This is a genomic window from Mucilaginibacter sp. P4_C11 (genome assembly GCF_056402115.1).
Window position 1 is genome coordinate 12,693 of sequence record NZ_JBFUIA010000003.1, and the last position, 26,974, is coordinate 39,666.

20 protein-coding genes are annotated in these 26,974 nt (G+C 41.1%); 13 read left to right on the top strand and 7 right to left on the bottom strand.

All coding sequences use genetic code 11. From position 1 onward, the window contains the following. The first annotated feature begins 210 nt into the window (after positions 1–210). The 6 genes from AC1DU2_RS03295 to AC1DU2_RS03320 all read left to right on the top strand — a co-directional run bounded on the left by AC1DU2_RS03295 (position 211) and on the right by AC1DU2_RS03320 (position 16,654). A complete protein-coding gene (locus AC1DU2_RS03295; protein ID WP_477382761.1) occupies positions 211–4,317 on the top strand; it encodes a hybrid sensor histidine kinase/response regulator transcription factor in 4,107 nt (1,368 codons plus the stop codon). Between the two features lie 504 nt (positions 4,318–4,821). After that, entirely contained in the window at positions 4,822–8,097 is a 3,276-nt protein-coding gene (locus AC1DU2_RS03300; protein ID WP_477382762.1) for a SusC/RagA family TonB-linked outer membrane protein, read from the top strand. Between the two features lie 10 nt (positions 8,098–8,107). Further along, positions 8,108–9,967, top strand: a complete 1,860-nt coding sequence (locus AC1DU2_RS03305; RefSeq protein WP_477382763.1) for a RagB/SusD family nutrient uptake outer membrane protein — start codon at positions 8,108–8,110, stop codon at positions 9,965–9,967. Positions 9,968–10,065: 98 nt separating this feature from the next. Beyond that, entirely contained in the window at positions 10,066–13,401 is a 3,336-nt protein-coding gene (locus AC1DU2_RS03310) for a VCBS repeat-containing protein (RefSeq protein WP_477382764.1), read from the top strand. A gap of 4 nt (positions 13,402–13,405) precedes the next feature. After that, complete coding sequence (locus tag AC1DU2_RS03315) at positions 13,406–14,743, top strand: vanadium-dependent haloperoxidase (protein WP_477382765.1); 1,338 nt, start codon at positions 13,406–13,408, stop codon at positions 14,741–14,743. An 87-nt stretch (positions 14,744–14,830) separates the two neighbouring features. Beyond that, the gene (locus AC1DU2_RS03320) at positions 14,831–16,654 is read left to right on the top strand and encodes a glycoside hydrolase family 35 protein (RefSeq protein ID WP_477382766.1); all 1,824 of its coding nucleotides are present in this window, start codon (positions 14,831–14,833) and stop codon (positions 16,652–16,654) included. A 263-nt stretch (positions 16,655–16,917) separates the two neighbouring features. On the opposite strand, the gene AC1DU2_RS03325 is transcribed toward AC1DU2_RS03320, so the two are convergent. Further along, complete coding sequence (locus tag AC1DU2_RS03325; protein WP_477365000.1) at positions 16,918–17,346, bottom strand: SRPBCC family protein; 429 nt, start codon at positions 17,344–17,346, stop codon at positions 16,918–16,920. Between the two features lie 203 nt (positions 17,347–17,549). Here AC1DU2_RS03325 and AC1DU2_RS03330 point away from each other — a divergent pair, with 203 nt between their 5' ends. The 3 genes from AC1DU2_RS03330 to AC1DU2_RS03340 all read left to right on the top strand — a co-directional run bounded on the left by AC1DU2_RS03330 (position 17,550) and on the right by AC1DU2_RS03340 (position 20,248). Beyond that, positions 17,550–18,638, top strand: coding sequence for a DUF695 domain-containing protein (locus AC1DU2_RS03330; RefSeq protein ID WP_477382767.1), 1,089 nt, complete (start codon positions 17,550–17,552; stop codon positions 18,636–18,638). 237 nt (positions 18,639–18,875) lie between these two features. Next, positions 18,876–19,808, top strand: a complete 933-nt coding sequence (locus AC1DU2_RS03335) for a helix-turn-helix domain-containing protein (protein WP_477382768.1) — start codon at positions 18,876–18,878, stop codon at positions 19,806–19,808. A gap of 80 nt (positions 19,809–19,888) precedes the next feature. Next, entirely contained in the window at positions 19,889–20,248 is a 360-nt protein-coding gene (locus tag AC1DU2_RS03340) for a hypothetical protein (RefSeq protein ID WP_477382769.1), read from the top strand. A 27-nt stretch (positions 20,249–20,275) separates the two neighbouring features. Here the strand turns inward: AC1DU2_RS03340 and AC1DU2_RS03345 are convergent, their stop codons facing one another. Next, positions 20,276–20,683 (bottom strand): DUF6855 family protein, encoded by a 408-nt coding sequence (locus AC1DU2_RS03345; protein WP_477382770.1) that lies wholly within the window; start codon positions 20,681–20,683, stop codon positions 20,276–20,278. 206 nt (positions 20,684–20,889) lie between these two features. After that, positions 20,890–21,369, bottom strand: a complete 480-nt coding sequence (locus AC1DU2_RS03350) for a Dps family protein (protein ID WP_477382771.1) — start codon at positions 21,367–21,369, stop codon at positions 20,890–20,892. 95 nt (positions 21,370–21,464) lie between these two features. Here AC1DU2_RS03350 and AC1DU2_RS03355 point away from each other — a divergent pair, with 95 nt between their 5' ends. The 3 genes from AC1DU2_RS03355 to AC1DU2_RS03365 are packed head-to-tail and all read left to right on the top strand — an operon-like array spanning position 21,465 to position 23,910. Beyond that, positions 21,465–22,244, top strand: coding sequence for a DUF4905 domain-containing protein (locus AC1DU2_RS03355; protein ID WP_477382772.1), 780 nt, complete (start codon positions 21,465–21,467; stop codon positions 22,242–22,244). A gap of 6 nt (positions 22,245–22,250) precedes the next feature. Beyond that, on the top strand, positions 22,251–23,285 hold the full coding sequence (locus AC1DU2_RS03360) for a LysM peptidoglycan-binding domain-containing protein (RefSeq protein WP_477382773.1): 1,035 nt from the start codon (positions 22,251–22,253) through the stop codon (positions 23,283–23,285). Further along, on the top strand, positions 23,278–23,910 hold the full coding sequence (locus AC1DU2_RS03365) for a uridine kinase family protein (protein WP_477382774.1): 633 nt from the start codon (positions 23,278–23,280) through the stop codon (positions 23,908–23,910). The genes AC1DU2_RS03360 and AC1DU2_RS03365 overlap by 8 nt, the downstream gene beginning before the upstream one ends. Before the next feature lie 62 nt (positions 23,911–23,972). Here AC1DU2_RS03365 and AC1DU2_RS03370 read toward each other — a convergent pair whose 3' ends face one another. The 4 genes from AC1DU2_RS03370 to AC1DU2_RS03385 all read right to left on the bottom strand — a co-directional run bounded on the left by AC1DU2_RS03370 (position 23,973) and on the right by AC1DU2_RS03385 (position 26,198). Then, the gene (locus AC1DU2_RS03370; RefSeq protein ID WP_477364972.1) at positions 23,973–24,308 is read right to left on the bottom strand and encodes a superinfection immunity protein; all 336 of its coding nucleotides are present in this window, start codon (positions 24,306–24,308) and stop codon (positions 23,973–23,975) included. Positions 24,309–24,402: 94 nt separating this feature from the next. Then, the gene (locus tag AC1DU2_RS03375) at positions 24,403–25,059 is read right to left on the bottom strand and encodes a 3-oxoacid CoA-transferase subunit B (RefSeq protein ID WP_477364969.1); all 657 of its coding nucleotides are present in this window, start codon (positions 25,057–25,059) and stop codon (positions 24,403–24,405) included. Next, positions 25,053–25,427 carry a four helix bundle protein gene (locus tag AC1DU2_RS03380; RefSeq protein ID WP_477382775.1) on the bottom strand — a complete coding sequence of 125 codons (375 nt, stop codon included), beginning with the start codon at positions 25,425–25,427 and terminating at the stop codon, positions 25,053–25,055. Before AC1DU2_RS03380 ends, AC1DU2_RS03375 begins: the two co-directional genes overlap by 7 nt. A gap of 75 nt (positions 25,428–25,502) precedes the next feature. Then, positions 25,503–26,198 carry a CoA transferase subunit A gene (locus AC1DU2_RS03385; RefSeq protein WP_477382776.1) on the bottom strand — a complete coding sequence of 232 codons (696 nt, stop codon included), beginning with the start codon at positions 26,196–26,198 and terminating at the stop codon, positions 25,503–25,505. A gap of 230 nt (positions 26,199–26,428) precedes the next feature. Here AC1DU2_RS03385 and AC1DU2_RS03390 point away from each other — a divergent pair, with 230 nt between their 5' ends. Beyond that, the gene (locus AC1DU2_RS03390) at positions 26,429–26,971 is read left to right on the top strand and encodes a hypothetical protein (protein WP_477382777.1); all 543 of its coding nucleotides are present in this window, start codon (positions 26,429–26,431) and stop codon (positions 26,969–26,971) included. Positions 26,972–26,974 lie beyond the last annotated feature (3 nt).

The following is a 26,974-nucleotide window of genomic DNA, read 5'->3' on the forward strand; positions in this document are numbered from 1 at the left end:
TTGGGCGGGCGAACGTAGACCGTTAAAATTTATTGTTATTTATATATTATTTATTTAAAATAAAGTACATTTGAGTAACGTGACTGTTACAGAACGCTTGGCCTTTATATAACCTGTTATAAACACTTAATGAGAAGATTATTATTTACCCTGGTAGGAGTATCTGTCCTTTCCGTATGTTTTTCTCAAAACTTATTTACAAAAAAAACAATGAAATACTCATTGAAAGATGGTCTTTCATTTGGTACAATCAACGGGATAACGCAGGACAACAAAGGATTTATCTGGTTTGCAACCGGCGATGGCTTAAACCGGTTTGACGGCACAAACTTCAAGGTGTTTAAATTTGAACCTAATAACCCTTATAGCCTGCCAAGTAATTATGTTCAAAGTATATTTAAAGATAGCCAGGGAGATATTTGGATATCATCAAGAAGAGGGATTTATAAATTTGATACAAACAAAGAGCGTTTTATTAAATTTACCCCGCCTGGTGTTCCGCCAAACTATTTAGACAATGTAAACAGCATTTTCGAAAATAAACACAATCTGTTGTGGTTCTCGTGTGGCGCATCGGGGTTCTCGTCATATAACATCAAAACCCGTCAGTTTAAAAACTATACTAAAAAAGAGCAACCTGGTTTATTAGGCGATTTATCTGTTACTAATGTTATTGAAGATAGTTATGGACTATTATGGGTAGGAACAAGAGACGGCGGACTTAATGTTTTTAATACCAGTAGTGGAGTGGTTTCAAAAAACCTGAACAATCAGTTTCCACTTAAACTTATTCCTCAAGGCCTCATTACTTGCATTTATGAAGATCATAATCATAACATTTGGATAGCAACCAGTAAGGGCCTGGTACTTTACAACAGAAAAGAAAGCAGCTTCCATCTTTTTTTAGGTTCAACCTATAAATTACGAAGCAATTATTTTTTTTCGCTTTTGGAGGACGAACATAAAAATCTGCTCGTTGGCCTGTTGGATGGAGGCTTATATACTATAAATCTCGACAAGGCGGCAAAGTCATCCTATAAAGATATAACCATTGATCCGGTAAGATCGGAAGATAATTATAGCATTACCGCCCGTACTATCGAAACCTTATTCCAGGATCGGGATAAAAATATCTGGGTTGGTACCTATGGCGATGGAATTTATTTATTGAGCAATGTCCCTGAAAAATTTCAAAAATTCCAGAGTGAGTTGAAAGATAATTATGGCAGTAGCTTTTTAAGATATTATGGAATGTGTATGGATAGTGAGGGGTACCTGTGGATGGGTACCGATGGCGATGGGATATATAAGAAAAAATTGAGTGGCGAGGTTGTAAAATACTATAGAGCCGACGGACAAAAAGGCTCCTTAACCAGTAATAATATACTCTGCGCGTATAAAGATCATGCTAACACATTGTGGTTTGGGTCATACTCGCATGGGTTATTCAGGTACAATAAAACAACAGATTCTTTTACTAATTTTTCCCATAAAGCAAACGATCCCACAAGTATCTGTTTAAACGATATAAGGTCGATCATTGATGATTCAAAAAATAATTTATGGGTTGGCACCAATGGAGGAGGTTTAAGCTTATTGCCCGCAGGCAGCGATAAATTTATTAATTACAATCCACAAAATAGTGGCATTGGATCAGATTATATACGGGCATTTGCCGAAGATGGCAATGGCAACCTTTTTATAGGTACTTCGGCATCCGGCCTTAAATATTATATAAAAAATCAAAACAAGTTTATTAACTATTTTAGCGACAACGAAGCAGAAAAGTACTTGCCCAGCCATTTTATTTACGCTTTGTATTTAGATGAAAACAAAAATCTTTATATAGGTACTGAAGGGGATGGGCTTGTTGTGTATAGTATTAAAAACAAAAAATTTAAAAGATATACCGAAAAAAGTGGATTAGCTGATAATACGGTAAACGCGATACAAAAAGATGAGGCCGGCGGCATTTGGATAAGTACCAATAGAGGATTATCGCGAATTGACCTGCAAACAGACAAGATTATTAACTACGATAGCTCTGAAGGCCTGCAAGCAGGGCAGTTTAATCCCGGTTCATCAATGTATTGCAGCACTAAGAAGTTTATGGTATTTGGCGGTACCGAAGGTTACAATGTATTTTATCCGGCAGATGTTAAACAAAACTTATTTAAGCCTAAAGTTTTGATTACCGGGCTCCAGCTATTTGGAAAAGACGTTGAAGTGGGTGAAAAAGACAGTATATTAAACGCTGGTATCAACGAATCGACCCAAATTACATTAAATCCAGACCAACCTGTTTTCTCAATAAAATATGTGGCATTAAACTATGCTTATGCCGAAAAAAGTGAGTTTGCCTATCAACTGGCTGGATTAGAAAAAAACTGGAATTACGTAAAAAATCAAAAATCAGTTACCTACCGCTATTTACCGCCTGGCGACTACGTATTTAAAGTTAAAGCAGCCAACCAGGATGGTATCTGGTTTGAAAACTATGCAACATTTAAAATAAAAATTCTACCTCCGTGGTATCAAACATGGTGGGCTTATCTAAGCTATCTGATAATAATAACCACCCTTATTTATTACTATTTAAGCTACCGCAGCAACGCAGCCCGGTTAAAGTATGAAGTAAAAATAGCGCAGATATCTGCCGAAAAAGAAAAGGAGTTAAACGAACGGAAATTATCTTTTTTCACCAATATTTCGCACGAGTTTAGGACACCGCTTACCTTAATTATAAATCCTGTTAAGGAATTGCTATTTAACCCTGGGGCAAGAGAAAACGAAACCACCAACTTAAGTATTGTTTTTCGTAATGCACGCAGGCTTTTAAGTTTGGTTGATCAGTTATTACTATTCAGAAAAGCTGAGAGTGAGACCGACAGCCTTAAAATTGTGAGGTTAAATATTGTAAACCTATGCAAAGAGGTTTTTTTATGCTTTAGCCACCAGGCCAAAAGCAAAAATATACTATTTGATTTTGTTTGCGAGACGGATACGATTGATGTTTTTGCCGATAGGGAAAAGATAGAAATAGTTTTATTCAATTTAATATCAAATGCCTTAAAATTTACCCCGGACCATGGCATGGTAAATTGCTTCATTTCGCAAACAGAAACTTTTGTAAACATAGAAATTAAAGATACAGGGTGCGGAATAGCAGGAAACATAGGCGAACAATTATTTGATAAATTTTACCAGGTGCAAAATGAATCGTCATTTAATGGGGGTTTTGGTATTGGCCTTTACCTGGTTAAAAAATTTATTGAAAGCCATAAAGGAAACATTAGCTATACCAGTTTAGACGGAGCCGGCACCATATTTAAGGTTTGCCTGTTAAAGGGCAAAGAGCATTTAAGCCCAAATTTTATTTTTGAAGATGTTATAGAAACATCCGTTTTCCTTGACGAGCTTATTGAAAGCTATGAGGAAGTCCCCGGCCTGAACAAGGATTCAAATACTGTTAAAAATAAAAAAATCGACCCTTTTGATTTCGAATCAAAATCTATGCTGATTGTAGATGATAATGAACAAATGAGGCAGTACTTAAAACAGATCTTCTCGCCAAAGTTCGAAATTTTTGAAGCCGCAGATGGTGCCGACGGCCTGGACAAGGTGTACCAGTTTTTGCCGGATATTATTATTAGTGATGTAATGATGCAGGGACTAAGCGGTATTGAGTTATGCAGCAAGGTTAAAGAAGATGCTACCCTAAGCCACATACCGGTTTTGTTGTTAACCGCAAGTTCATCGCCCGAAATTAAACTTAAAGGGATTGAAGGCGGAGCCGACGATTATATTAGTAAACCATTTGAACGCGAATTACTTTTAGCGCGTGTTGAAGGGATTCTTAAAAGTAAAAATAGCCTTCAAAAGTATTTTTATAATGAAATCACATTAAAATCAAATGACCTTAAAGTTCCGCCTGATTATAAAGAGTTTTTAGCAGCTTGTATCAAGGTTGTGGAAGATAACTTAAGCGACGGTGATTTTTGCATAAAAACCCTTGCCGATGAGGTAGGAATGAGTCATTCCAATCTTTATAAAAGAATCAGGGCCATTTCGGGTCAATCTGCCAACGGGTTTATACGGTTTATACGCCTGCGAAAAGCTGCGGAGATGTTCCTTAATACTGACTGTACCGTTTCCGAAGCTGCCTATAAGGTTGGTATAAATGACCCTAAATATTTCAGAGAACAGTTTAGCAAACTATTCGGCCTCAATCCTTCCGATTACATCAAAAAATTCCGGGTTCCTTTTCACGCCAACATTACCAGGAGTGTGGTGAAGGTAAAAAGCAGCAAAAGTTAAATTCTCAAAAATCAAGAGAACCTAAATATTCACCAAATTTTACCAATTACCCCCTCAAGTTGTATGAATTTACCTCTCGTACACGGCATTTATTATACTCATCTTAGTGCTGCCGATTATAAATGTACTAACCACATTTAATTTTATTTAAGATAAAGGTCTATCGTAATATCACACCGATAAACGCAGGTTTACCGACCATATTATTTTAGGAACAAAAAAGTTACAAAGGTTTGCCCAGCTATATAGCTTATATAAGATAACAAGCGGATAGTATAACTTATTACATCAATGAGTAAGGCTATCATTATTTACCTGTAGTAAACCGTTACCAAACAGAACCAATTTTTAATTTAATATATAAACCTAAATAATGTATATGGAAGACAAATAACATCACTACCCCACACCCGGGAGATAGATTATGGAATTAATTTACCCCCCTATCCTATTACCCCGCTTTTATAGCGTGCATTAAATGTTAATTAACTTAAATAAGCTAATATGGAATACAATTTACATAAGACTGTAAACTTGTTAAGGGTCTTTAAAATTGCGCTGAGTCAAATATTGATAGCATTAATATTTGTTGGTTCATCATACGCCGGCGTAGCAAAAATCGAAAAAACAAAATTTACAAAAACAAATGAAAAGGGGATCAAAGAAAATGCCCCGATTAAAGTTACAGGAAAGGTTACTGATCAAGCCACCGGTGAAACCCTGGTTGGCGTATCAATACTGATCAAAGGAACAAACGTAGGTGCTGTAACCGATATAAACGGTAAGTTTACAGTTACAGCTGCCGAAAATGCGGTATTAGTGGTATCATATATTGGCTATACCACGCAAGAAGTACCTGTAGACGGTAAGCCTTTGCTTAACATCAAACTACAATCTTCATCCAAAGGTTTGAATGAAGTTGTAGTAGTTGGTTACGGTGTGCAAAAGAAAGTAACTGTTACCGGCGCTGTTGTTTCAGTTAAAGGTGACGAGCTGATAAAATCGCCCGCAACCAACCTTTCAAACTCTATAGCCGGGCGCATGGCGGGTGTTACTGCTACCAACCCAGGTGGCGAACCAGGTTATGACGGTTCAACTATCCGGATTCGTGGTACCAATACATTAGGTAATAGCGACCCACTGGTAGTAATTGATGGGGTTCCATCGCCTGCCGGTCAGAACACTATTGACCGTATAAACCCGGCAGATGTTGAAAGTATCTCTGTTTTGAAAGATGCATCTGCAGCTATTTATGGCTCCAGGGCAGCTAACGGTGTTATCCTGATTACCACAAAGCACGGTAAAACAGGCAAGCCCGAAATCGCCTATACTTATAACAAAGGATGGTCTCAGCCGACTACCATTCCTAAAATGGCTAATTCAACAGAGTATGCCACTTTGGCGAATGAAATTGACTTATACAACCTGCCATCACAATACTGGGGTGCTGCTTCTGCTGCGTTTAAAACTACGGGAAGCTTCACCAGGCCAGATAATGGCGCGACTTCTACAGCTTCATTTCAGCCCTCCGACTTTAAAAAATTTGCTGATGGATCTGACCCATGGGGACACCCCAATACCGATTGGTTTAAAGAAACTTTAAAAACCTGGTCGCCACAGTCACGCCAGAACATACAATTATCAGGCGGTACAGAAAATATAAAGTATCTAACCTCTATTGGCTATCAAAACCAGGACGGGTATTATAAAAATTCAGCTACCGGCTACAAACAATACGATTTTCGTACAAATCTTGATGCCAAGATTAATAAATATATAAGCACCTCTTTTGGTGTATCAGGCCGCCAGGAAAACCGCTCTTTTCCTAATGGAGGAGGTGCCAGTGATATATTCAGGATGTTGATGCGTGGTTATCCTAACAAGCCCGCTTTCTGGCCAAATGGGTTACCAGGGCCGGATATTGAAAACGGGCAACAGCCGGTACTGATTACCACAGATCAAACCGGTTACAATAGGGATACACGTTACTACGTTCAAACTAACGGAAAAATAGAGATCACCGTACCAGGCGTAGAAGGATTGAAATTTACCGGAAACGTAGGCCTGGATAAATATATACAGCAAACAAAATCATGGCAAACACCGTGGTTTGTGTACAGTTGGGACAATGTACATTATCAGGCTGATGGCAAAACCCCGGTGCTAACAAAAGTAGCACGCGGCCCGGCGCAGGCAAACCTTGGCCAAGGTTCTGAGGACCAGTTTAGCAGCCTACTTGAAGGTATAGTAAGCTATAACCATAGTTTTGGCAGCCACAACGTTGTGTTACTTGCAGGTGTTACCAAAGAAAAATCAAACTCCAGCTACTTTGGCGCCAACCGTAAATATTATAGTTCAACTGCACTTGATCAATTATCTGCCGGTGGAAACGCAGAGATAGGTAACTCTGGCGGTGCCTGGCAAAAGGCCCGTTTAAGTTACTTCGGCAGGGTTGGATATAACTATAAAGAGAAGTACCTGGCTGAGTTTTTATGGCGGGTAGATGGTTCATATATCTTCCCCGAAGCCCATCGTTTTGGCTTCTTCCCTGGTATCTCGGCCGGTTGGAGAATTTCGGAAGAGGATTTCTTTAAGAACAATATCAAATTCATTCAAAATTTAAAGCTTCGCGGTTCATGGGGCCAATTGGGTAACGATCAGGCAATTCTACCCGGCACATCTACACCGGCCGAATACGCATTCCTTTCGTTATATAACATTGGTTCGTATATAATTGGCGGCGTGCCGGCTCAAACACTATCTGAAGGGCTGGCGCCGAACCCGAATTTCACATGGGAAGTTGCCAATAACAGTGATATTGCCTTAGAAGGAACTACGCTGAATGGAAAATTAGATTTTGTGCTGGAGGCGTTTTTAAATAAACGTACCCAAATATTATGGAGACAGGCGGGCACCATTCCTGCCACTGGTATCCCGAGCGACAAGTTGCCTCCCGTAAATTATGCCAAACTAAGCAATAAGGGATGGGAGTTTCAGGTGAATTACCACGATAACATTGGGCAGGTACGATATAATGTAGGTGTTACCGGCAGCTATTCTAAAAACAAAATCGATTTATGGGATGAACCAGGCGGAGTGCCGGCATGGCAAAGATCTACCGGGCATCCTATCGGAAGTAACTTGTATTATATATACACTGGCATATTTGCTACACAGGCTCAAATTGATGCCAATAAAATTGACTACAGCGGTGTTGGTGCCAGTACCCTTCGCCCGGGCGATATGATGTATAAAGACGTAAATGGCGATGGTAAAATTAACGGTGATGACCAGGTGAGGAATGATAAAAACGGCACGCCTACTTTCCAGGGAGGTTTAAGTTTTGGAGTACAATATAAAAACTTCGATTTAACTGTTTTATTCCAGGGTGCAACGGGCGCACAGCTTTACTTTCAAACCGAGTCGGGAACAATAGGTAACTTCACACAGTACAGTTACGACCATCGCTGGACTGTTGATAACCCAAGCACCGTTTACCCCCGTACTGTTGACCGGAATAATCAATATTTCTCAAACGGCAATACCTATTGGCTGCTTAATATGAATTATGTGAGGCTTAAAAACGTAGAGCTTGGCTACACCCTGCCATCTACAATCGGTAAAGTAATTGGCATGAGTAACCTGCGTTTCTATGCAAACGGACTTAACCTGTTAACGTTAGCAAAGCAGCATATATATGATCCTGAATCAACCAGTTCAGATGGTCACTATTATCCACAGTCGAGGGTCATCAATTTGGGCGCAAGTATAAAATTTTAATTTGAACGATATGAAAACATTTATAAGAAATATTTCAACAATCGCGATACTGTCGGTAGTGCTGCTTGCATCATGTAAAAAGGAGTTTTTAAATACAACACCATTGAACCAGGCATCATCAGTAACTACCTGGGCAGATCCCAACCTCTCTGAAGGTTTTGTTACGGAGTTGTACAACGGCCTGTATGAAGGGGAGCTTAATCAGGAAAACCTCGATTGCCAAACAGATAATGCACTCTATAATTTCGGGAAAGAGAATATAATGGAAGGGAATATAAGCCCGTCCACCCTGGGCAACGTACCCCATACCTACGAGTGGGGTTCAATGTACGCCCGGATAAGGTCTGCTAATATTGCTTTAGAACAATTGGCCAAGTCAACAATTGATAAAACATTGATTGACAGGCTAATGGGCGAAGCTTTATTTATGCGCGCCTACTATTATAATCAGTTGCTGCGTTATTATGGTGGGGTTCCGCTTGTAAAATCATCCTATTCGGCCAGCGCGACTGACTTTACGATTGCCAGGAGCAGCTATTCCGATTGTGTTGATTTTATAGTAGGCGACCTTGACAAAGCCAGTACCCTGCTGCAAGGTAAAGCATTAGCAAAAGGACGCGCCACAAGTGATGCGGCTTTGGCCTTAAAGGCCAGGGTGTTATTATATGCCGCCAGTCCTTTGCATGATATGTCGGATGGATCAGCCGCGAAGGCAAAAATGAGCGCGCTTGATGCAACGTTTAAGAATTACGAGTTGTTGGGATATACTACAGCCGACGTTAATGGCCGTTGGAAAAAAGCGCAAAGCGCTGCACAGGCAGTGTTGAATTTAGGCTATGGCTATGCACTTGATTTATCTGCGCCGGCTTCTGCAGCCGACGGCTTTACCAACTATCAAAACTCTTATTTATCAAGAAATGGCGGCGAAAAAGAAATTTTGTTTGCCCGTTATTTCGCCAACGCCAAAGACGAGTGGGGTGCCTGGTATGCCCGTAACAATTGTACTAACGGCTACCATGGCTGGACATCAAGCGAGCCTACCCAGAACATGGTAGACGACTATGAGATGATGGACGGCTCCAAGTTCGACTGGAGCAAACCAACTGAAGCTGCAGCACCTTATCAAAATAGGGACCCTCGTTTTTATGCTTCCATTCTATACGACGGTGCCCCATGGAAACCGCGTACGGCTGACGGTGCGGGTATAGACCCTTATAATGAGATTCAAATGGGTACCTACCAAACCGGCAGCGCAGGCAGCGGTGCTATCGCTTACTTTGGTTTGGATACCAGGAACGGTCCTATCGAAAACTGGAACGGTACCCGTACAGGATATGCTATCAGGAAGTTCATGGATCCTAATCCGGCTATTGTTGATAATAACACACGTCAGGAGGTACCATCGCCTATGATCAGGTACACTGAAGTTGTATTTAACTATGTAGAAACGTGCTTAGCCCTGGGTGACGAAGGCACAGCCCGCACCTGGCTCAATAAGATTCGTTTCCGTTCGGGTATGCCAGCCATCACAGACGCAGGTGATGCTTTGGTACAGCGGTACCGGAACGAACGAAATGTTGAAATGATGTTTGAAGAGCAACGGTTTTATGATGCTCGCCGCTGGCTGATTGGTCCGCAAACACTTGGCAATAAAGCAAAAATTATAAAAATTACAGGTACTTTAAAGCCGGGAAAATCGGTGAGCGTTTATAGGTACAATACCGATAACTACAGTTACACCTACACGGTACAGGAACTTGATCCTGGAGTTGAAAACCGTACGTGGAAGGACAAGGTTTATTTTCCACCTATTAGCAGAGACGAGATTAACAAAAATAAGAAGTTAGTTCAAAATCCCGGATACAACTAAAGGGGTATAAAATTCTTATATATTTATCCTAAAGAATGCCGGTGGTAAAATACCGGCATTCTTTTAAAGTTTTAGTCCATTAATTTAAACGGCGCTTGGTGAACACATACATTAAATTATTTCCACAACTTCTTTTAATCGGAGTTATTGCATTAACAAGTTGCGGGCACCCGGCCGAAAATAAAGGGGAAGGCGGCACCAGCAGCAACGCTTTATTCACCTTACTCACTCCCGAACAAACACACGTTGATTTCAGCAATACGTTAACCGAAGGCTTAAATACCAACGTTTTGATGTATGAATACTTTTACAATGGTGGCGGTGTTGCAACCGGCGATTTAAATGGCGATGGTTTATTGGATATATATTTTACCGGCAACATGACCGATAATAAATTGTACCTCAATAAAGGCCACATGCAGTTTACCGATATTACAACCGCAGCCGATGTAGCCGGCCGGCCCGGGCCCTGGAAAACCGGGGTTACCATGGCCGATGTAAATGGCGATGGCAAGTTGGATATTTACGTTTGCTATTCAGGAAACCTAAAGGCAGAGAAAAGACAAAATCAACTGTTTATTAATGGCGGAAATGATAAAGACGGCGTTCCGCATTTTACAGAACAGGCACAACAATATGGACTTGCAGATGCCGGATACAGCACACAGGCCGTTTTTTTTGATTACGACAGGGATGGCGACCTGGATATGTTTTTATTAAACCACAGCCCAATTCAGCTGCCTGTTTTAGATGAAGTAAACACAACAGCTATTTTAAAAAAATCAGATTCGCCAAATGGAGTGCGATTGTATAAAAACGACAATAATATTTTTAAAAATGTAACGCAACAGGCCGGTATAAGCAGTTCTGATTTAACCTACGGCCTTGGGGCAGGAATAGCCGATATTAATGGCGATGGATGGCCCGATATTTATATATCTAATGACTACACCATCCCCGATTTCCTTTATATTAACAATGGTGATGGCACTTTCACCAATAAACTACAAACATCCGTAGGGCATACCTCCCAGTTTTCGATGGGAAATAATGTTTCTGATATTAACAACGATGCCTCGCCCGATATTTTCACGCTGGATATGCTCCCTGAAGATAATCACAGGCAAAAGCTATTATTTGCACCAGATAATTACGAAAAATTCGGATTAACTCTTCGCACGGGGTTCTATTACCAGTACATGCGCAATATGTTGCAAGTGAATAATGGTAACGGCACCTTCAGCGAGACAGGGCAACTATCGGGTATCTCAAATACCGACTGGAGCTGGGCTCCCCTATTTGCCGATTATGATAACGACGGCTGGAAAGATCTGTTTGTAACCAACGGCTACACCCGCGATTTCACTAACATGGATTTTGTGAAATATATGGGCGATTTTTTGAAAGACAGAAGATTGATGCGTAAGGATATATATACCCTGGTACAACAAATGCCGTCTTCGCAAGTAAAAAGTTATCTTTTCAAAAACAATGGCAATTTAACTTTTACCAACACCAGCGCTGCCTGGGGTATTACACAATCATCAAACAGTAACGGCGCAGTTTATGCCGACCTTGATAATGACGGAGATTTAGACCTTGTAACCAACAATATTAATCAACCGGCATTTATCTATCAAAATGAATCAGACAAACAAGTAAACAACCACTACCTGCAACTTAAACTAAACGGTGCGGCTAAAAACACGCAGGGTGTGGGGGCGAAAGTTACCATTTACATAAAAAATAAAAAGCAATACCTGGAGCAAATGCCAAGCCGGGGCTTTCAATCAAGCGTTTCGCCAATATTGCACTTCGGGCTGGGTAAGGATCATGAGGTTGATTCGTTGCGAATAGTTTGGCAGCAGGGAAAAGAACAGGTTTTAAAAAATATAAAAGCCAATCAGGAATTAACGCTTGAAGAAAAAAATGCGGTTAACACCTCTCAGTTACCGAAGCCTGTAAAGCCTATTTTTGCAGAAGTAGCTTCTCCTATAAATAATAAACAGGAAAAAAACGCACTTAATGATTTTAAACGGCAGCCACTAATGGTAAACCCATTATCATTCACAAACCCGTGTATGATAAAAGGCGATGTAAATGCCGATGGCCTGGAAGATGTGTACGTGGGTGGCAGCAACGGAAAATCAGGCACATTGTATATTCAGCAAGCAGGGGGTAATTTTGCCGCAAAATCACAGCCCGCTTTTGAAGCAGATAAAAAAAGCAACGATGGAGATGCAGTATTCCTGGATGCCAATGGCGATGGTAAACCGGATTTATATGTAGCTTCCGGAGGCTACGATAATTATACAGCTGATGACCCTTTATTACAGGACAGGCTTTATTTAAATGATGGAAAAGGCAATTTTACAAAGGCAAAAGATGCATTACCTTCAATGCGCAGTAGTAAAAGCTGTGTAAGAGTAGCCGATATTAATGCCGACGGACACCCCGACTTATTTGTAGGCGGCAGGGTAATACCCGGCAGGTATCCCGAAACGCCTCAAAGTTATATCCTAATAAATGACGGCAAAGGGCATTTCACCGATGAAACCGCAAAATATAACCCTGCCCTGCAACATATAGGTATGGTGACTGACGCCGCCTGGGTAGATATGAACGGAGATAAAAAACCGGATTTGGTTTTAGTTGGAGAATGGATGCCGGTAACCGTATTAATCAATGAAGGCGGGAAGCTTGTAAATAATACAAAGGCCTATTTTGATAAGCCAAACAGCGGCTGGTGGAACAAAATTCTGATAGAAGATTTTAACCACGATGGGCATCCAGACCTGATTGTTGGTAACCAGGGATTAAATACCCAATGCAAAGCCAGTGACAACGAACCCGCAGAAATGTACTATAAGGATTTTGACGACAATGGCGCTGTTGACCCCATCTTTTGTTTTTATATTCAGCACCAAAGTTATCCATACGTTTCACGGGACGAGCTGTTAGAACAACTCAGTATCATGCGCCCGCGTTTCCCTGATTATAAGAGTTATGCTGATGCCACACTTACAGATATATTTACAGCTTTAGAGTTAAAAGGGGCTGACCATTTGCAGGCCAATAACCTGGCTACTACTCTTTTCTTAAGTGACAGCAAAGGCAAGCTACATTCATCGCCGCTGCCTTTACAGGCTCAGTATTCACCCGTTTTTACAATAACCTGTCTTGACTACGATCGTGATGGTAACCAGGATCTACTTTTATGTGGTAACATTAACAGGGCCAGGCTCCGTTTAGGCAAATACGACGCCAATTATGGCATGCTGTTAAAAGGCGATGGCAAGGGACATTTTGAATACATACCTCAACTTCAGTCGGGCTTTAAACTATGGGGAGATGTAAGAAGTGTGCTAGAAATTAACCACATTTTATATTTCGGAATTAATCAACAAGGGGTAAAAGCCTATAAAGAATTTTAATTATATGAGCACGAAGGCTTTTTTATCAACCATGCTTTTAGGGGCAGCCATTTTATATACCGGCTGTGGTAAAAAGCAGGTGCCGCCGGCTTTAACAAGTGCCGATATTACCAAGGTGATTGATCATATGACGGTTATTATGATCCATGATGTAACCAATCCCCCGCTGGCAGCCCGTTTCTTTTCATACACCTGCCTTGCCGGGTATGAAGTAGTGTCAGAAAATGACAAAAGTGTTAAAAGCATGCATGGCATTTTAAATGAATACCCCGTTGTTAAAAAACCAGCTTACGCTAAAGGATATGCCTACCAGTTAAGCGCATTAATAGCCATGATGGAAACCGCAGGCAAGATGCAGCCATCGGGCAGTTTATTAATTAAGTACGAGGAGAGTTTTTTGGATTCGTGCAAAAAAATAGGTTTTACAGACGAGGTTATTGACAGCTCAAAACATTACGCGCAGGCTATAAGTAAACAGATACTGGCTTATGCCAAAAAGGATAAATACAACAGGATAAGCAATTATACGAGGTATACCCCACTTGGCAAAGATGGCACCTGGGACCCTACCCCACCGGCTTACATGGCCCCGGTTGAACCTTATTTTAATACCATCCGTCCGCTTACACTTGATTCTGCCTCGCAGTTTCTGCCAGCACCTCCAATCCCTTTTTCGAAAGATAAAAACAGCGCCTTCTATAAATTCATGATGATGAACTATAAAGCAAGCGCAGAAGGACTAACAACCGAACAGCGAACAATAGCGGGTTTCTGGGACTGCAACCCATTTGCCGTTCAGGATAACGGGCACATGCTGATAGGTCTGAAAAAGATTTCGCCAGGGGCACATTGGATGGGAATTACCGGCATTGCATGCCGGCAGGCAAAAACCGGGTTTTCAAAAGCCCTGGAAATTCATACCATGGTGGCAACCGGGTTGCTGGATGGTTTTATATGCTGCTGGGACGACAAGTACCGCACCAACAGGGTACGCCCCGAAACCGCAATCCGAAAATATATTGATGTTAATTGGAAACCGCTACTGCAAACCCCTCCATTCCCCGAATATATTAGCGGTCACTCTGTAATATCGTCAGCATCTGCGGTGATACTTACGCATTATTTTGGCGACAATTTTCATTATACAGATAACGTTGAAGAAAAATATGGCCTTACCCCCCGCAGTTTTAATTCATTTACACAGGCTGCTACCGAGGCCGGTATGTCGCGGTTTTGGGGAGGTATTCACTTTAAAGATGCTATTGACAATGGCATAATTCAAGGTGTTAAAGTTGGGCAATGGGTTTTAGCCAAACACAACAATCAGGTGGCACRTCATTAAATGGTATATCTTTTTTTTGATCGCTACAAATCAATTATAACTTARACTGCACTATTATAAAATATAAACAGCTTTAATAACACCAATATGAAATTAAAACACCTTATCCTATCTATACTGTTCCTTTTAAATGTCATTAGTACAATTGCGCAAACCCATACTTTTACCCTGGGCAATGAATCATTTTTGTTGGATGGCAAGCCTTTCCAGATGATATCGGGCGAGATGCATTACCCCCGTGTACCCCGCCAGGCCTGGCGCTCGCGTATGAAAATGGCCAAAGCAATGGGGCTGAATACGATAGGCACGTATGTTTTCTGGAACTTGCACGAGCCGCAAAAGGGTAAATTCGATTTTACCGGGAATAACGATGTAGCCGAATTTGTAAGGATAGCCCGGGAAGAAGGGCTGTGGGTAATATTGCGGCCAAGCCCGTACGTTTGTGCCGAATGGGAATTCGGCGGCTATCCGTATTGGCTGCAAAACGAAAAAGGGTTGGAAGTACGCAGTAAAGAAGCCCGGTACCTTAAAGAATACGAAAGTTATATTAAAGAAATAGGCAAACAATTGGCCCCGCTGCAAATAAACCATGGCGGTAACATATTAATGGTGCAGATAGAGAATGAGTATGGCTCGTACGGCAGCGATAAAGAATATTTATCTATCAACCAAAAATTTTTTAAAGAAGCCGGCTTTGATGGCTTACTGTACACCTGCGATCCGGCGCCCGATTTGGTAAAAGGTCATTTACCCGGCCTGCTGCCGGCCGTTAACGGGCTTGATGACCCCACTAAGGTGAAAAAGATAATCAACGACAACCATGATGGCAAAGGGCCATACTATATTGCCGAATGGTACCCAGCCTGGTTTGACTGGTGGGGCACCAAACACCATACTGTACCAGCCGAACAGTATGCAGGCCACCTTGATTCTGTTTTGGCAGCAGGTATATCTATCAATATGTACATGTTTCATGGCGGTACGACGCGCGGATTCATGAACGGCGCCAATTATAAAGACGGCACACCTTACGAGCCACAAATAAGCAGTTATGATTACGATGCCCCATTGGATGAGGCAGGTAATGCCACCTCAAAGTTTATGAAGTTCAGGGAAGTGATACAAAAACACCTGCCTGCCACCGTGAAGCTGCCTGCTGTACCTGCGGCGAAACCTGCAATGGCTATACCGGCAATTAAATTCGTTCAGTCGGCAAGCGTGCTGAACGCCTTACCGGCCCCCAAAACCAGCATTACCCCGCTTACTTTTGAAGACCTGCGCCAGGATTATGGCTTTGTGTTATACCGAAGCACAATCGTTGGAGGTAAAGCGGGCGTGCTTAAACTTAAAGAATTAAGAGATTATGCTGTAGTAATGATTAACGGTAAAACCGTTGGCACACTTGACCGCCGTTTAAACCAGGATAGTTTAACCCTTACCATACCCGCCGGCAAAGCAACATTGGATATTTTGGTTGAAAACCTTGGCCGCATAAACTTTGGCAAATACCTGCTGCAAAACAAAAAAGGCATTACCCAAAAGGTGCTTTTTGCCGGCAGCGAAGTGCAGCATTGGAAAATGTATTCATTACCCTTCAGTAATTTAAATGCGGTTAAGTTTAGTACAGTTAAGCATAATTCCAATTCGCCGCTAATTAAAAAGGGAAGCTTTAACCTTAGCAAGATTGCAGATACCTACCTCGACCTAAGCAGCTGGGGTAAAGGTGTGGTTTGGGTAAACGGACACAACCTGGGGCGGTATTGGAACATCGGCCCGCAGCAAACGCTATACCTGCCTGCAGAGTGGCTAAAAAAAGGACATAACGACATTGCAGTACTGGAACTATTAAAACCGGAGCAAGATCAATTATCCGGATTGAGTAAACCGGTATTGAATCAATTGCAGCTTTAATAATTAAAAGTAATAGCTGCTGAGTTGTTCTTTCAACTACCGCAAAACGCAATAAAACAAAAAACGCTTCCGAATAAATCAGAAGCGTTTTTTTGTTCCAAGTTTTTAAGTCCCGTTAAGTTTTCCCACATGGACTCGAACCACGATTGTCTGAACCAGAATCAGAAGTGCTACCATTACACCATAGGAAAATAACAACCAGGCAGGTTTACACCTGCCTGGTGTGCAAATATAGCATGTATGGCTTTATTTAGCAAAAATAGTTACAGGCTGGTTTCAGTATATTTTTTGAAATTATCCAGGATAGCCTGCCAGCCTCCCCTTTGCATTTCAATGGGGTTTTGTGTTTCGAGGTCAAATGTTTCTGTTACTTTAGTGGTATCACCATCTCCAACAAATTCAATCTTCACTTTCCTACCGTCACCAAGCCCATATTCTATCAGGCTATATTGCACTACATTACTGTAAACGCCTTCAAAATCAAAACTAAAACTTCCATCTTTCGCGGCCATGGTAGTTTTAAACTTGCCGCCTGTTTGCGCGTCGTTATCAGCATAAGGCGCATGCCAATCGTCTGATGCATGGCACCATTGGGTAATATGTTCCGGCGCAGTCCATGATTCCCAAACTTTTGCTATGGGTGCGTTTACCGTTGCCTCTACTGTAATAGCCGTTTTATCTGCAGTTTCCATCTTATATTTTTTTGGGTTGATTTTCTTTTGATAAAATTAGTAGAATATTTTAAAAAGGAATATGGCTAAATGCGACAATTACAGGGTGTGAATAACAGGTAGAAATGTTTAACATAACTAATTGTGTTTTATATTTGGTGCAACAACAAGTGTATTTTATCACAAGAACCCTGCCTATCATAAAAAACAAACATCAAAAGCCTATGAGTTTTCTAAAGAATATATTTAAAGTTGGTGAACAACCTGTTAGATCCTATGCGGATTTTTGGACTTGGTTTCAAAAAAATGAAAAAGCTTTTTTTAAAGTAGTAAAAGAAAAAGGAGATATCCACAAAGATTTTTTCGACAAACTTTCGCCAAAGCTTAACGAGCTAAAAGACGGATTTTACTTTTTAACCGGTGTATTTGATGAGCATACCGTCAAACTTGTTTTGACTGCTGACGGTGCTATCAAAAACATTCCATTTGTAGAAGAACTTGTTAACGCCGCCCCGAAAGTAAACGGATGGAAGTTTACTGCACTGAAACCTGCTTTAGACATTACAAACGTATACATCGAAATGGGCGGATATAAATTTTCTGATAAAAACATCCACTTTTATGAAAACACTTCGAATGACTTCCCTGATGAAATAGATATCACCGTTTTACATGACGACCTTACACAACAAAATAAAGATACCATCATCAATGGTATATACATTTTTCTTGACAATTTCATTGGCGAACTAAATTTTGCTACAACCATAGATAACGTGAATATTATAGGTAAAAGCGAGGCGGAAAAAGAATTGGTACCAATAGCGAAACTAAAAGATTTTTTAGCCTGGCGCGAGAAAGAATTTATTGAAAAGTACCAAGGCATAAGACACAACACAGAAAATGAAACTTATTCGGGGTTTGAAGCAACCCTGAACAACGGCAACCCTTCGGTGGCTATCATTAACACAGATTTACTTAACTGGGGCAGCAAGGCATCTCATCCCTGGATCATGAGTTTTGAAATTAAATATGGCGGTGCAGCCAATAACGGTATGCCCGACAAGAAAACCTATCAGCTGTTGGATGATATTGAAAACGATCTACTTCGTGAATTAAAAGACTTTGACGGTCACCTGAACATCGGCCGCGAAACTGCCGGCAACGCCCGGGATATATACTTTGCTTGTAAAGATTTCAGAAAACCATCCATTGTAGCTTATAGTATTATACAGAAGTATTCCAACCAGGTTGATATAACGTATGATGTTTATAAAGATAAATACTGGCAATCATTAGAGCGGTTTAGATAGCTATAGCATGCGGTGAACACCAATTAATTTATGTCGTATTATTTTTGACAAATTCCCGCCAAAACGATTGGTTATCTGCAAAGATATTTTTTCCATATTCAAATGTCATGTATTTTAAAATCAAAGATTTGGAGCATAAATTAAGAAAATAAAGCATCATATATTTATCATATTCAAATCACAATCGGTTTAATTGTGTGGTTATTAATACCTTTATCTTAGTATTAACAACCAGCTATGCAAGCCATCACTATCGACGAATTTTATAAACAGGTAGGTAAAGACGATGTAGAATCGCTGTTACCGGCCGGCATCAATAAAGAAATAGGACATTTTAATATATTCAACCTGGAAGAACTGATTCCCCGATTTAAAGACGACCCGGGGCATATGCCATACAACAGGCGGGCTTACTATAAAATAAGCCTGGTGCGGGGGAAAAACATTGCGGAGTATGCAGACAAGGTGATCCATATCGAAAAAAATGCTTTGCTTTTTGCTACGCCCAAAATACCCTATAACTGGGTACCGCAGGATATGGACCAGGCCGGATACTTCTGCATTTTCACCAGCGATTTTTTAATACAATCAAAAAGCGGGGCTGTTTTGGATGAACTCCCTATCTTTCGCCCGGGCGGTTACCCGGTTTTCCAGGTTACCGATGCGCAGGCCAACGAACTGGAGCTGATGTTTAAAAAAATGCAACAGGAAATAAGTTCCAATTATTTATTCAAGTACGATCTTATCCGCAATTATGTAATGGAGGTAATTCATTACGGCCAAAAGCTTGAGCCCTTAACCACCTACAACAGTGCGCATAATGCATCGGCCAGGGTATCATCCCTGTTTATCGAATTATTGGAAAGGCAATTCCCGATAGCATCTCCGCAACAAAAAATAACATTACGAACTGCGCGAGATTATGCCGACCGCCTGGCCGTGCATAGCAACCATCTTAATAAAGTTTTAAAAGAAAATACCGGCAAAACCACAACCGAACTTATTACCAACCGGCTTATCCAGGAAGCTAAAATCCTGCTTAAGCAAACCGATTGGAACATCTCAGAAATTGCCTACAGCCTGGGATTTGARCAGCTATCGCACTTTTCAAACTTCTTTAAAAAACAAACATCACTATCGCCAATTGACATACGGGCAAAAATTGTTTGAAATTGATAAATAGCTGATTGATGATTGCAAACATGTTATAAACAATGGCACGTAGTTTAGCGCTATAACAAACCAACATCATGACTCTCAAATTAATTAGCGGAGCCCTTATCATATTTGCAGCCTTTATGAGCATAAAACACGGCTGGCAGGGATTAACTATGAAGCCAGGTGCCACCGGCCCTGAAGCAGAATTATTTGGCAAATTAAATTTAAGCCAGGCCACTTTAAAAGTGCTATCAGTTTTGACACTGTTAAGCGGAATACTTATCCTTATGCCGCAAACTTTTGTAGCAGGTAACATTTTAAACGCCGCCCTGATATTTTTTCTGATGGTGATGTTTTTTTACGTAGGCGAATTCAAAGCCGCTTTAATTGAGATACCTTTTCTGTTAATTCCGTTGGCATTGATATATTTGAGATATCCTTTGGGTAACTAAATTAGAGAGACTTATTAGAGTTAGCTGCTATTTGGCCCGCATTTTATTGTCTTTCGGCTCATGCGTTACCTCAGCAAGTCCCAATGCTTCCATTAGGGGCGGAATGTACATGCCAAAACGGCCACGTAACCCTTTCTTGAGTCCGTACCAGCCGCCAACGGGATTTTCGGGAGAACGTCCCCATGCTTCAACGGTGCCTTCTTTTGCTGGTTTTTGTTCGTCGGCACTTCCCAGTTCCATCCAGTCGCCGTGTTGCTTAAGCATTGCGTGCAAATCTGCAAGGCAACGGTAATCATACAGCAACACTGTTTTGCCAACGGTGCATACCAAAACTTCTTTACCATCTTTTACATCAGTGTGCATGGTATATGCTGATGATAGCGGCGGTGTTTTAAGGGCTAACGGGCTTTCCTTAGTACCAATTTGTTCTTTCATTTATCAAAGCTAAATTAACGTCTGTCTGAATATTTTATCAATTGGTTTATTGACTTTAAAGTTAGGAGATAATCAGATACACTCATAAGTTTTGCTCGTATCATAAGAAAAAATCATCTGAAAATCCCTAAAAAACCGCTTACAATGTAAGCGGCTTCCTGTCTTAATTCTTGACTCTTAATTCTTGCTTCTATTTTATTAACGCCTTAATCCTCGTTCACAAATGAACGCAGCATCCAGGTGTTTTTTTCATTAAATTGCATAAAGCGGTTTACCATATCGTTGGTACCATCATCGCCGGCTTTGGCAGTAATATCTAATATCTCCCGTTCTTTGGCTATCAGCGCCGCCAGGTCATCAATAATAGCTTTTACCATCAAAGTATCTTTTAAGCCAATGGTTTGGATTTCCTTGATTTTTGCGGTTTCAATATAGTCTTTAAACGTACTATATGGAGGTTTCCCCAACGACAGTATCCTTTCGGCCAGTTCATCAATGGTTAGTAAAGCGGCGGTATACAACTCCTCAAATTTAAGGTGCAATGTAAAAAAACTTGCGCCCTTTACATTCCAGTGGCATCCGCGTAGTTTTTGATAATGGATGTGGTAGTTTGCCAAAAGATCGTTCAAATGATCGACAACGGGCTTTACTTTTGTTTCTTCTAAGCTAATTTGTTCAGCATTCATAGTAGTGGTGATTTAGTGCTTTTAACACTACCGCAAAGGCAATGTTTTGTAAAATTACCACTGTTTTGAAGATATTAAGCATCTTTACACACTTTATGACAAAGTTGCTACCATTCATCCAACATCAATGTAAGTGGCCCGTATGGCGTATGGAAATTGACGAGTTGACAAATATTATATTCCTGGAAGTACGTAATAGCGGGGATAAGTTGGTATCATTTACATCAATCAGCCTTGATAGTGGCATTGTAAATTTTGAAGGCCTCACAACTCCCGAGCGATGGCTTACAGGTATCGAAACAGCGTTTGACGGCGTACTTGTTTTGCACAATTACCAATCAGAAAAAGGGCCGGCACATAAGGGGATAACATCCATTGACGGGCACACCGGAAAAACCTTATGGAGCAATTACACCCAGGCATTTGATTACCTGTCAGTAAATGGCCCGGTGGTTTACAATACCCAAATCCAACCTAAAAAACCCGTTCTGGCCGATATCAAAACCGGCGAAACGGTAAGAAACTACCAGCCTGTTATCGATGTAGTTTTAAACAACCTTATTTTGAGCCCACAGGTGTTACCGGCGCAAGCATTTAAAAGTTTGCCGGACGGAGTTGAGGCCTACGGAAATACCGTGGATTACCTTGAACACAATAATTTTAGAATTGTATCTTTGCACACGTTTTTGGACGGGCAACTGAAACAAGTCCTTTATATTTTTGACGATGAAGGTGATACGGTTTATCACGATTTGTTGCAAACGGATATACAAAAATTGCAGCCCGAGGCGTTTGTAGTACATAATAATAAACTGATCTACCTTAAAAACAGATCGGTGTTAATAGTTTTAAATTTACAAAATACTGTATTATAACATATTATGAAATTAAAGGTCCTTTTATTGATCGCTCCCGTACTAACCATTTCTGTCTCCGTTTTTGCAAGTACTGCTAAAGATTCTATCGGTGTTGAAAACCAGAATGGCAAAAAAATCATCCTCCACAAATTAGATCCTAAAGACAATTACTACTCCATAGGCAGGCGCTATAAAGTGAGCCCAAAAGCCATCATCCAGTTTAACAACAACGCCACGCTTAAAATTGGCGGCACTATTAAAGTACCTACCGACCTGCCATTTGATGAACCGCAAGCAGCAACTACTGCGCAGCCAACAAAACCAGTGGTACAACCGACAGTAGTACAGCAAAAGCCCCAGGTTCAGCCCCCCGTTGTAAAAACCCCACCGGTAGTTCAACAACCGGTAGCACAGCCACAACCGGCACCTGTAGTACAGCAACCCGCGGCAACAGCACCGAAACCAGCTACGCCGGCACCAGCAACAACGCAGCCGGCAACTGCGGCGGTAAACATGGATAATGTACAACAGTACAAGGTATCGACCGGCGAGACAATTTACTCTATTGCCAAAAGATTCAATACTTCAGTTGAGGATATCAGGAATTTAAACAACCTAAGCTCGGATGATTTAAAGGCCGATCAGATCATTAAAGTTCGTACCGGTATGCCACCGGAAGATAGGACAGTTGCCAAGCAGGATGTATTAAAAACCGATTCGGCAAACATGCCTATTGACAGCGCCGATGCAAAATTTAAAGCCAACCGCTTTGGCTTATATGAAAAAAATGAGAAAGGAGTAGCCACCTGGATAGATGATACCAGCCTTGACCCTAAAAAAGAATTGGTTTTACACCGTACTGCGCCAATAGGCACGGTTATAAAAATTACCAACCCCATGAATAACCATACTACTTATGCTAAAGTAGTAGGCCGTTTTACCGATAGTGAGGCTACAAAAAATGTGCTTATTGTAATGACCAAAAATACTGCCGATGCTTTAGGCGCCTTAGACAAACGCATTAACGTAAATATCAGCTACGGAAGCCCGAATGAATAAACCTTATATTATTGGAATTGCCGGTGGAAGCGGATCTGGCAAAACTTTTTTTTTGAAGTGTTTCCTGGAGCATTTTACTGCCGATGAAGTATCCCTGGTATCGCAGGACGACTACTATATCCCCGTGGCGCATAATATGACCAAGGAGGAGAACAAACTGTACAACTTTGATTTGCCCTCGACTATTGATGACCGGCATTTCCATGATGATATTGGCAAGCTTTTAAATAAAGAGCCTGTCATTAAACATGAGTATACCTTCAATAACCCCGATGCCATCCCAAAAGTACTGGAAATAAAGCCTGCCCCAATCCTGATAGTAGAAGGCTTATTTATACTGCACTTTAAAGAGATTGCCGGCATGCTGGATATGAAGATTTTCATAGAGGCCGAAGACGACATAGCCCTGCAGCGCCGCCTTAAACGCGATTTGCTGGAACGTGGCTACTCGCACGATGATGTGATGTATAAATGGGTAAACCATGTGGTACCAGCCTACACGGAGTTCCTGTTGCCCTACAAAGATGAATGTGATAAGGTGATAACCAACAACACACATGTTGCAGACGATATCATCGCAGTAACAGAAGAAATATCGGCTGACTTAAGAGAAAAGCTCTTTTAAAGAATTTGAAAATTTGAGGATTAACAAATTATTTCAGACATTTTCAAATCCTCAAATTAAAATCAGTTTCCTATTATTTTCCTGGTTTCGTTGTGGTAATCGGTTTTAGTAATTACACCGGCTCTGAACAAATTTCTCAGCTTCGTAAGTTCGGCTTCTATTTTAGGGCAGCAATTGTGGGTATTGAGTTTATAGGAGCGGAGCGGGTCTTTCTCTGTGCGGAGCGCCCAAACTAACGAAATTATCCAGGCTATCACAGTCCACCCTAAAAGCACGTTCAGCAGTAACACTGATAAAAAGTTATTTTTTTCCCTGGCCATTATAGATGGCAGCAGATAAACAGGCATTGTAATGGATAACAAAATGAATATTAGTATCAGTTCTGGATAATCTATCATAACTTAATTTAATATTGTCATTTATACGCAATAACTTATCTGTAAGATGCAAATAATTTTCAATTAATGCTATACCTCATTATAGGTATTTTTTTTAAAGCACAATTTCGGGCACCTCCCCTTCTATAATTAACTCTCCGGCGGTTGCTTTTATTATCTGTTCTACTGTTACGCCAGGTGCCCGCTCCAGCAATTTAAAGCCTCCCTGCGGCAAAACGTCAAATACGCCCAATTCGGTTACTATCTTTTTTACACAGTGCACGCCGGTTAAAGGCAAGGTGCACTTAGGTAATAACTTCGATTCGCCCGCTTTGTTTACGTGCTGCATGGCTACAATGATATTTTCTGCCGATGCCACCAGGTCCATAGCGCCGCCCATGCCCTTCACCATTTTGCCGGGAATTTTCCAGTTGGCTATATCTCCGTTTTCGGATACCTCCATGGCGCCCAGTATAGTCAGGTTAACCTTCCTTGCCCTGATCATACCGAAACTCATAGCCGAATCGAATATCGACGAACCCGGCAGCATGGTAATAGTTTGCTTACCCGCATTAATTACATCCGGGTCTTCCTCTCCTTCAAACGGAAATGGCCCCATCCCCAGCAAGCCGTTCTCCGATTGCAAAACCACGTCCATGGTTTCGGGGATGTAATTAGCCACCAATGTGGGGATACCTATACCAAGGTTAACATAGTAACCATCTTTTATTTCTTTGGCGATGCGTTTAGCAATGCCGTTTTTATCTAACATAAAATTAATTTGAAAATTTGAGGATTTGAAAATTTGAAAATGAGTCTATTTGAATTTAGCCTCCCTTTGAACTTGCAATAATTTTTGGTAATCACCTTCAACTTTTCAATCAGCGACTCACTAAACGGATAGCCCTTCGAAAACTGGCAAAGCAACAGGAAGTATTCAGTCTCATCGGCTTCCTTGGCAGCTATCTTGAATTTATGTATAAAGTCATTTTTACTTTCGGCGTTTTGGGCTTCGCGTACATTAGCCCCGATTGACGTTCCGGATCTGATAATTTGTTTCGCATTAGCAAATTTCCTATTGGCTTCCAACTCCTCCGAAAACTCTATAATATCAAGTGCAAACTCAAATGTTAATTTCACGATCAAGTTTTCTTTATCGTCTCTCATTAAAATATTATTCTACCAATTTTTATTCATTCTCAAATCTTCAAATTTTCAAATTACCCTCACTGTCCTATGTTCAATCCGTTTTTCATAATCTTTACCCTGAAAAATTCGATGAACATAAATTCCTGGCGTATGGATATGATCGGGATCCAGTTGTCCCGGTTCAACAAGCTCCTCTACTTCGGCAATGGTTATCTTTCCGGCCATGGCCATAACAGGGTTAAAATTCCGGGCAGTTGATTTATAGATGAGGTTGCCCATGGTATCGCCTTTCCAGGCTTTTACAATGGCAAAATCGGCATCAAAGGCCGTTTCCATCAAGTAATCTTTACCATTAAAATTGCGGACTTCTTTGCCTATAGCTACTTCCGTACCAACACCTGCGGGGGTAAAAATAGCGGGCATGCCGTAGCCTGCGGCCATACAGCGGGTTGCCAGGGTACCTTGGGGTATCAGTTCTACCTCCAGTTCGCCGCTTAACAACTGGCGTTCAAATTCGGCGTTTTCGCCGACGTACGATGAAATCATTTTTTTTACCTGCCGTTGTTGCAGCATCAAGCCAATGCCAAAATCATCAACGCCGGCATTGTTGCTAATACAGGTAAGCTGCTTTACTCCCTTTTTTACCAGTGCGGCTATACATTTTTCGGGTAATCCACATAAACCAAAACCACCTAACATCAGGGTCATACCATCCTGGATGTCGCGGATGGCCTCATCGGCATCACTAACTACTTTGTTCATGTTTTATAAATGGTTATTTCAAAACTACTGATAAGAGTCAAGAATCAAGAGTCAGAAATCAAGATTTTTTTAAATCGGCGTTCAGCTGCGATAAATTATTCTTCCACCATATTGAGGCTGTCTTAAATCTTGCTCTTTAACTTTCGACCTTCAACTCTATCTCAATAATTAAAAAATTAAAACAATTAGAAAATTCGAATATTATAGTTATGCATCAACACATAAAACCTATGGAATTAAAAGACACCGGGTTTGGTGAAAGTAATAACTTACCAAACGAACAAACGTCAAATAAACCTAACGCATATCGCGTAGATGACGATGATAACCTGACGGAAGAAAACCTGCAGCATGGCTACCCAACATCAAAAGACGACATGAAAAAACAGGACGCCCCTGGCATGGAAGGACAAGGCATGGGCGGGCAAAGCTTTGGTGAAAACAACCTGACCCCGTCGGGTGATGACCCGGCCAATCCTCCGCAAAACGCGGGTTATAACAATGAGTATTTTCGCCGCACACAGCCATCTGAAGAGCATCCGGAGTATAATAATTTTAAGGATCCCAACCAGTCAGGGCATTCAGACTATAATGCGGCTACAGGTAGTCAGGGTAACGGCGAAAATACCGGCAGCGAGGAACACGAAAAACCCGGTGAATCGCAGCAACAATACCAGGAAGGTACCGCCGATGATGACGGCCAGGACGAAAATAACCAAGCAAATATCCCCGGACCAAATGAGGTTCCTGATCAGCAGAAAGTTGGGGAATAAAAA